The following is a 7,331-nucleotide window of genomic DNA, read 5'->3' as shown; positions in this document are numbered from 1 at the left end:
CGTTCTGGGTGCTCCGCTACACCCCGCCGGTCGTCGGTTGGACGGCCGCGCTGCTCTCGAAGGACGCCCGCCGGCGGGTGATCGACAACCTCCGTCGCGTCCGCGGCGCGGCCCCGGCGTGGCGCGACACCGTCGACACCATGCGGACGTTCGCGAGCTTCGCCGGCGCCCTGGGCGAGTCGCTCGCCACCGGCTCGAAGAACGAGCGCCCGCTCGAGCCGGTCATCGAGGGCGGCGAGCACCTGCGCGCGGTGCTCGGCGGGCCGTTCATCATCGGGACGATCCACTCGGGCGGCTGGGACGTGCTCGGCGCGCTGCTCACGGGCGACCTCGCGCTCGACGTCGTGCTCGTGATGGCGCACGAGGCCCACGCGGAGGCGGAGCGCCTGCACGACGAGGCGCGCGGGAAGATGCGCGTCCGCGTGGTCCACGTCGGCGACGACGCGCTCGACGCGCTGCCGCTCCTCGGCCAGCTGCGCGGCGGCGGCGTCGTCGCGATGCAGCTCGATCGGACGCCGCCGGGGATGCGCGTCGTGCCCGTCGAGCTCTTCGGCGCCGCCTCCGCGCTCCCGGAGGGACCGTTCCGGCTCGCGCGGCTCGCGCGGGCGCCGATCCTCCCGATCTTCTGCGCGCGCACCGGCTTTCGCCGCTACCGCGTCGTCATCCACGAGCCGATCCGCCTCGACCGCGCGGACCCGCCGGAGGCGACCGCCCGCGCCGCGCAGTCGGTCGCCGACCGCATCACGGCCTTTTTACGCGCGCACCCGTCGCAGTGGTTCAACTTCTGACGGGGCCGCGCTCGTTCGCGCGCCCGGCCGCGCGCCGGCGCGCAGCGGCGCGGTGGGCAGCTCCGGGCTCGGCCGGTAGCCGGGGACGAGCACCTGGAGCAGGCGCACGGTCGTGCCGACGTCGCCCGTGCGCACGCACGCCTCCAGCGTCGGCAGCCATTCGGCGAGCCGCGGCACCGGGTTGGCCTCGAGCACGCGGATGCGGTCGTTCGGCGTCGGCAGCGTTGCCTCGCCGTCGTCGACCAGCTCCTCGTGCATCTTCTCGCCGGGGCGCAGCCCGGTGAAGACGAGCGGGACGTCCTCGTCGGGCTCGAAGCCCGAGAGGCGGATCATGTTGCGCGCGAGGTCGGCGATGCGCACCGGATCGCCCATCTCGAGGATGAAGATCTCGCCGCCGCCGCCGAGCCCCGCCGCCTGGAGGATCAGCTGCGTCGCCTCGGGGATGGTCATGAAGTAGCGCGTGACGTCGGGATCGGTGACCGTCACCGGCCCGCCGCGCGCGATCTGCTCGCGGAAGAGCGGCACGACGCTGCCGTTCGAGCCCAGCACGTTGCCGAAGCGCACCGCCACGAAGCGGCAGCCGCGCCCGCCGAGCCCGCGTACGACCATCTCCGCGACGCGCTTCGTGACCCCCATGACGCTCGTCGGCCGCACCGCCTTGTCGGTGGAGACGAGCAGCATCTCGCGGGTGCCGTGCGCGAGCGCCGCCTGGGCGACGTTGCGCGTGCCGACGACGTTGTTGCGCACGGCCTCCAGCACGTTCCGCTCCGCCAGCGGCACGTGCTTGTAGGCGGCGGCGTGGAACACGCGCTCGGGGCGATGCGCGCCGAAGACGGCGTCGAGCTGGTCGGGGAGCAGCACGTCGCCGAGGACGGGCTCGAGCCGCACCTGCGGGAAGCGGGCGCGCAGCTCCATCTCGAGCGCGAACATGCCGTTCTCGTGGCGGTCGTAGAGGACGAGGCGCTCGGGGCCGTAGCCGGCCAGCTGGCGGCACAGCTCGGAGCCGATCGAGCCGGCGGCGCCGGTCACCAGCACGCGCCGGCCGGCGATCTGCTCGCGCACGCCGGGCAGGTCGAGGCGGACGGGCGCCCGCGCGAGGAGGTCGTCGACCTTCACCTCGCGCATCTGCGTCACCACGACGCGACCCTCGACGAGCGAGCCCAGCGTCGGCACCACGCGGTGCCGCACGCCGGCCTCGCGGCAGCCCTGGACGATGCGCTTCAGGAGCGAACCCGTCGCCGACGGGATCGCGACCAGCACCTCGCCCACCTCGTGGCGGCGCACCAGCGCGGGCAGCGCCTCGAGCGGGCCGAGCACCGGCACGCCGCCGATGCAGAGCCCTTGCTTGCCCGGATCGTCGTCGACGAAGCCGACCGGCGCGAGGCGCAGGTGATCGCGCTGCTCGATCTCCTCGACGAGGCGCATGCCGGTCTCGCCCGCGCCGACGACGAGCACGAGCGTCTCCACGCGGCGCGGCGCGCGCCGCCGCCGCCCCTCGCCCACCGCGCGCAGCCCGAGCCGAACGCCGGCGACGAGGCCGGTGCACAGGATGAGGTCGAGCGGGAAGACCGCGCGCGGGAAGTCCTCGAGACCGCGCCCGAGCACCATGAGCGCGAGGAAGAGGCCCGAGCCGGCCAGGTTGCCGAGCAGGATCGCTTCGAGGTCGCGCATGCCGACGTGACGCCACGAGCGCCCGAAGAGCCCGACGGCGGCGAAGCCGGCGAGCTTGCACGCGAGCAGCCCGGGCAGCGTCGCGAGCAGCACGGCGCCGTACGTGGGCGGCAGCGCGAGGTCGAAGCGGAGCAGGAAGGCGCCGAGGTAGGCCAGTGCGGCCAGCTCGCACGACGCGAGCAGGCCGAAGAGGCGCGGATGGCGGCGGAAGAACGACGGATTGGACACGGGCATCGGGTGGAGACCTCCTCCTGTCACACGGGCGTTCAGGCGCTCGCGCGCCGCGGCGCCGCGCCGTGCAGGGCCTCGGCGAGCGCGCCGCACACCTCGTCGACCTGGGCCTCGCGCATGCGGCCCGAGAAGGGCAGCGCGAGGCAGGTGGCGCCGGCCGCCTCGGCGACCGGGAAGTCGCCGGGCGCCGCACCGAGCACGCCGCGATGGTACGGCTGGAGATGGATGGGCGGGAAGTAGACACGCGCCGGGATACCCTGCGCGCCGAGCGTGCGTAGCACCTCGTCGCGGCGCTCGGCGGCGACGCGCACCACGTAGACGAACCACGACGCGCGCGTCGTCCACGGCGCGGTCGCGGGCAGCGTCACGCCCGGCACGCGCTCGAGCCGGGCACGGTACCAGGCGGCGACGCGGGCGCGCGCGGCGAGCAGCTCGTCGAGCCGGGCGAGCTGCACCGCGCCGAGCGCCGCCGACAGCTCGTCGAGGCGGTAGTTGTAGCCGAGCCGCGAATGCTCCAGCCAGCCGCCCTCCACGTCGCGTCCCTGGTTGCGGAGGCTGCGCACGCTCGCGTCCCAGTCGGGATGCGAGGTCACGACCATGCCGCCCTCCCCGGTCGTCACCTGCTTGTTCGGGTAGAAGCCGAAGACGGCAGCGTCGCCGAGCGCGCCCGCCGGGCGGCCGCGGTAGGTCGCGCCGAGCGCCTCGCACGCGTCCTCGATCACCGCGAGACCGTAGCGCCGCGCGACGGCGCAGATCGGATCCATGTCGGCCGGCTGGCCGAACACGTGCACGGGCAGGATCGCCTTCAAGCGGCCGCCGCGCGCCCCGCCGCGGTCGGCGAGGCGGCGCACGGCGTCGGCGACGCGCTCGGCGTCGAGGGTGAGCGCCGTCGGCTCGACGTCGACCAGCACCGGACGCGCGCGGCAGTAGAGGATGCAGTTCACCGACGCGACGAAGCTGAACGGCGTGGTCACGACGAGGTCGTCGTCGCCGACGCCGGCGGCGAGCAGCGCCAGGTGCAGGCCCGCCGTCCCGCTCGACACGCCGGCCGCGTGCCGCACGCCGAGACGCGCCTGCATCGCCTGCTCGAAGCGGTCGAGCCACGGCCCGATGCTGAGCGTGGCGGTGCCGAGCGCCTGCAGCACGGCGGCGCGCTCGAGGCTGGTGATGTCGGGCTGGGACATGGGGATCGTCATGACGCACCTCCGGTCGCGCGCCGGCTTGCATCCCGGGCAGGGCGGCGGCGTGATGGCTGTCGATGCTCGGCGTGATGCTCGCCGCCGTGCTGTGGAGCGCGCCCGGCCCGCACGAGGTCGCCCCCGGCGCCGGGGCGACGCTGACGCTGCCGCCGGTCGCCACGCGCCGGCGCCTGCGCCTCGTGCCGCGTCTCGCCGCGCCGGCGCCCGCGGGCTCGGTGCCGGCGCTGCGCATCGTCGTGAACGGTCGCGCTCGGACCGATGGCCGATCGCCGCACGCCGCGCCTGCGGCGCGCCGCGCGGCTCGACGGGCTGCCGCGCTGGGAGGCCGGCCGCTGGCGCGTCCGCTATCGCCCGCGGGCGGACGACGCCGATCGCCTCCTGCTCGACGCCGGCGACGTGCGCGCGCCGACGCCCCAGGGCGCGATCCTGCGCCTGGAGGTCGGCACCGCCGCCAGCGCCGCTCGTCGTCGAGGACGTGCGCCCTGACCGACGACGGCGCCGCCCTGCCCGCCCGCGAGCCGCCCCCGGACTGGGGCCGGCCGCGGCGCCAGCCGCTCGCCCGCACACCGCATTCACCGCCGGCGCCGACCCGCACCGCCTCGACCTCGCCTGGCCCGGCGGCGGCGCGCTCGTGCAGACGACCGTCGTCGCGCCGACGGCGATCCGCCACGCCCGCACCCTCGACGTGCGCGCGGCGCACGTCGCGGTGCGCGACACGTTCACCAACGCCGGCGACGCGCTCGCCGCCGTCCACGTCCGCCACGCCCTCGCCAGCGCCGCGCGCTGGATCCACGTCGCCGGCTCGCCCGACCCCTCCGCGCAGGAGGTCTACGCGCCGTGGAATCCGACCGTGTTCACGCCGGTCGGCTCCGGCGGCGTCGGCCTGGTCGCCGAGGACGACGTCTTCCGCCAGCAGGTGATCGCCGACGTCGCCGGCGGCGCGGCCGGGCTGCGCACCGATCTCCTCTGCCTCGACCGCGGGGCGACCTACACGATGGTCTGGAGCGCCTGGCCGCTCGCGCGCGGCGACTACTGGGACTTCGTCGGCGCCGTGCGCGCCGCCTGGGGCAGCGACGCCGCCATCCCCGGCGCGTACGTCTGGTTCCATCCCGACCGCATCCTCGCCATGCCCGACGCCGCGCTGGCCGCGGCGCTGCGCCGCCAGCACGTCGCCGTCGCCGCCATGTGGGGCGGCTGGGTCGATCCCGCCGACACCCACCGGCCGCCGCGCATCGGCTTCGGGCCGTCGGTGCTGGACGACGCCTTCGCGCCGCTGCGTGCCCGCGTCGCCGCCGCGATCGCGAAGCTGCACGCCGCGCGCCCCGGCCTGCGCGTGCTGCCCTACTTCGACGCGCAGCGCGACGGCAGCGCCGTCGCGGGGCCGCCCGACGAGCTGATCGTGCGGCCGGGCGGCGGGGTCGAGCGCGCCGCCTTCGGCGGTCGCTTCACGCCCGCCTGGAGCATCGTGCCGCGTGCGGGCGGCGGCGTCGGCGCACGCCTTCGTGCCACCGCCCGCGCCATGGACGCGCTCGGCGGCGACGGCCTCTACTGGGACGAGATCGACGGCATCGACTACGGCCGCCCGCGCCTCACGACGTCGCGCTGGGACGGCCGCTCGTGTCTGGCGGACGCCGCCGGACGCGTCACCGCGCGGGTCGGGCTCGCGAACCTCCTGTCCGACGATCTCAAGGTCGCGCTCGCCCGCGGCCGCTTCGTCCTCGGCAACGGCCCGCCGACCACCCGGCGGCTCCAGCCGGGCGCGCTGCGCCTCGTCGAGATGCAGCACGGACGCGACTGGGACGCGCTCGCGCACCTCACCTCGCCGCTCGGCTACCTCGGCGGCGCACGCGACTTCACCGCCGTCACCGCGCTCCTCGCCCGCGGCCTGCTGCCCGCCGGCACGCGGCTCGACTACGACTGGCAGCTCGCCGGCCGGCTCTTCCCGTTCACCCCCGAAGCCATTCGTCCCGGCACGCTGCGCGGCCGCGAGCGGCTGGTCACCGTACGCAGCGGCACGCACGGCTGGCCGAGCCGCACCGGCGCGGTGCGCGCCTTCCGCTTCGACGCCGCCGGCCGCGAGCATCGCGCGGCCTGGCGCGTCCGCTACCGCGACGGCGCGGCGTGGGTACGGGTGCGGCTCGCGCCTCACGAGGTCGCCGTCATCGAGCGGCGCGCGTCGCCGCGCACCGACTGATCCGTCACGGGCCGCCGCAGCGCCACGGCCGGGCTGCCGATCCAGGTGCCGCCGCCCGGCAGCGAGCGCGTCGCCACCGAGCCCGGCCCGAGCGTGGTCGCGCTGCCGAGCGTGTGGCCCGGCAGCACCGCGGCGCCGGTGCCGAGCTCGCCGAGGTCGCCGATCACGACGTGTCCGGCGAGATGCACCGACGGGTGCAGGGTCACGAAGTCGCCGATGACGTCGTCGTGCGTCACCGCCGCGTGGACGTTCACGGTCACGAAGCGGCCGAGCCGCACGTTGACCGAGAGCACGGCGCCGGCCGCGACGTAGCAGCCCTCGCCCACGCGCGACGCCGGCCCGACCAGCGCGCTCGGATGGACGACGCGCTCCCACGGCAGGCCGACGTCGGCCAGGCGCTCGACGACGGCGCGCTTGGTGCGCGGCAGCCCGAGCCCGAGCACGAGCCGCACCTCGTCGCCGTGCGTGTGCGCCGTCACCTCCGCGAGCGTCCCCACGACCTCGCCCAGCCCCGAGCGCAGCACGCCGCGCGGCACCGCGTCGTCGAAGAAGCGCAGCTCCGTCGTGCGGCCCCGGGCGCGCAGCGCGGCGTCCAGCGTCCAGGCGACCTCCTGCGCGAAGCCGCCCGCCCCGATCACGAGATGGCGCATGATCCCCTCCCTTCCGTCGGTCCCTCGAACGGCGGCATGGTCGCGTGGCCGGCGGCGTGGATGCCGTCGCGCCGCACGAGACAGCCGAGCGTGCGCACGAGGATGCGCGCGTCGAGCCCGAGGCTCCGGTGGTCGACGTACCAGACGTCGAGCGCGAAGCGCGCGCTCCAGTCGAGCGCGTTGCGGCCCTCCACCTGCGCCAGGCCGGTCAGCCCCGGGCGCACGAGATGGCGGCGCGCCTGCTCCGGCGAGTAGCGGCCGAGGTACTCGGGCAGCAGCGGCCGCGGGCCGACCAGCGACATGTCGCCGCGCAGCACGTTCCAGAGCTGTGGCAGCTCGTCGACGCTCCATGCGCGCAGCCGGCGGCCGAGCCGGGTCAGGCGCACGGCGTCGTCGCCCAGGCCGCTGCGCATGGTGCGCAGCTTCACGATCGCGAACACGGCGCCGTGGCGGCCGACGCGCGGCTGGCGATAGAGCACCGGGCCGCCCATCGTCGCGCGGATCGCGAGGGCGGCCAGGCCCACGATCGGCAGCGCCGCGACGCCGAGCACGAGCGCGGCGGCGACGTCGAGCGCCCGCTTCGCGTCGAGCCGCATCG

The 7,331-nt window shown here is 76.3% G+C and carries 7 protein-coding genes; 3 read left to right on the top strand and 4 right to left on the bottom strand.

Annotated elements, in window-relative coordinates:
* Window positions 1-788: lysophospholipid acyltransferase family protein (locus KIT14_08385; protein MCW5890555.1), on the top strand; the 788-nt coding region annotated here is incomplete at its 5' end.
* Here the strand turns inward: KIT14_08385 and KIT14_08380 are convergent.
* Complete coding sequence (locus tag KIT14_08380) at window positions 753-2,693, bottom strand: polysaccharide biosynthesis protein (GenBank protein ID MCW5890554.1); 1,941 nt, start codon at window positions 2,691-2,693, stop codon at window positions 753-755. The two genes, KIT14_08385 and KIT14_08380, sit on opposite strands and share 36 nt — an antisense overlap.
* 32 nt (window positions 2,694-2,725) lie before the next feature.
* Complete coding sequence (locus tag KIT14_08375) at window positions 2,726-3,886, bottom strand: DegT/DnrJ/EryC1/StrS family aminotransferase (GenBank protein ID MCW5890553.1); 1,161 nt, start codon at window positions 3,884-3,886, stop codon at window positions 2,726-2,728.
* Window positions 3,887-4,147: 261 nt separating this feature from the next.
* On the opposite strand from KIT14_08375, the gene KIT14_08370 reads away from it, so the two are divergent.
* Together KIT14_08370 and KIT14_08365 are read left to right on the top strand one after the other, a co-directional pair.
* Window positions 4,148-4,375: a hypothetical protein gene (locus tag KIT14_08370; GenBank protein MCW5890552.1), complete on the top strand. Its 228-nt coding sequence runs from the start codon at window positions 4,148-4,150 to the stop codon at window positions 4,373-4,375.
* 145 nt (window positions 4,376-4,520) lie between these two features.
* Window positions 4,521-6,083 (top strand): hypothetical protein, encoded by a 1,563-nt coding sequence (locus tag KIT14_08365; GenBank protein MCW5890551.1) that lies wholly within the window; start codon window positions 4,521-4,523, stop codon window positions 6,081-6,083.
* On the opposite strand, the gene KIT14_08360 is transcribed toward KIT14_08365, so the two are convergent.
* Both KIT14_08360 and KIT14_08355 read right to left on the bottom strand, forming a co-directional pair.
* Window positions 6,035-6,733 carry an acetyltransferase gene (locus KIT14_08360; GenBank protein MCW5890550.1) on the bottom strand — a complete coding sequence of 233 codons (699 nt, stop codon included), beginning with the start codon at window positions 6,731-6,733 and terminating at the stop codon, window positions 6,035-6,037. The two genes, KIT14_08365 and KIT14_08360, sit on opposite strands and share 49 nt — an antisense overlap.
* The gene (locus KIT14_08355) at window positions 6,718-7,329 is read right to left on the bottom strand and encodes a sugar transferase (GenBank protein ID MCW5890549.1); all 612 of its coding nucleotides are present in this window, start codon (window positions 7,327-7,329) and stop codon (window positions 6,718-6,720) included. Before KIT14_08355 ends, KIT14_08360 begins: the two co-directional genes overlap by 16 nt.
* Window positions 7,330-7,331 lie beyond the last annotated feature (2 nt).

The sequence above is a fragment of the bacterium genome, from assembly GCA_026129405.1.
Taxonomy (GTDB): Bacteria; Desulfobacterota; Binatia; order DP-6; family DP-6; genus JAHCID01.
This window is presented reverse-complemented; position numbering and strand designations above follow the sequence as displayed.